Genomic DNA, 619 nt, shown 5'->3' with positions numbered 1-619 from the left:
GGCCCCCAGCGAGGAGGCCGCATGGGAGGCCCTGGAGACCTTCGAGGCCAGCGAGCTCGGACAGCGCTACCCGGCCGCGGTCAGGACCTTCACCGACTCCTGGGAGCGATTCACTCCCTTCCTGGCCTTCCCGCCGATGGTGCGACGGGTCATCTCTCCCCCACTTCGTGGGAGGTACCCCCTCCACCAACAGTATCGAGGCTGCGAGCTACCAGCTGCGCAAGGTCGCCAGGAACCGGGGTCACTTCCCCTCCGACGAGGCAGCGGTCAAGCTGCCGAAAGCTGGCTATCTGCAACATCGAGGACAAGAGAGCCCGACAACGGCAAAAGGAGCAGCAGAAAGGACGGGCCGGCAAGAGCGCGACCACCGGCAGGCTGATCGAGGGCGCTATAACCACCAACTGGAAGCAAGCCCTCCAACAGCTGTCCCTGGCCTATCCCGACCGAATCAACCCCCACCTGTAACCCACACCACATACACAAACAACTTGACAGGCTCACGCCGCCCGTGCTCGCCACCGCCGAGTGGGTCCACTGGGCGGGCACCGTTCGCCCTCACTCCGCCATCGGTATGCGAACCCCAGCCGAGCACGAAGCCACCTGGGCACCCGACCGCCAC

Annotated in this window: 1 pseudogene; it reads left to right on the top strand. The window is 65.6% G+C overall.

From position 1 onward, the window contains the following. Positions 1 to 465 (top strand): annotated as a pseudogene (locus BKH20_RS14880) (transposase); the annotation flags it as partial. Positions 466 to 619 lie beyond the last annotated feature (154 nt).

Origin of the sequence: Actinomyces oris (genome assembly GCF_001937445.1) — a bacterium.
In the GTDB taxonomy this organism is placed as follows: Bacteria; Actinomycetota; Actinomycetes; order Actinomycetales; family Actinomycetaceae; genus Actinomyces; species Actinomyces acetigenes.
Note: the sequence above shows the minus strand (reverse complement) of the source record. Positions and strands in the feature narration are given on the sequence as shown.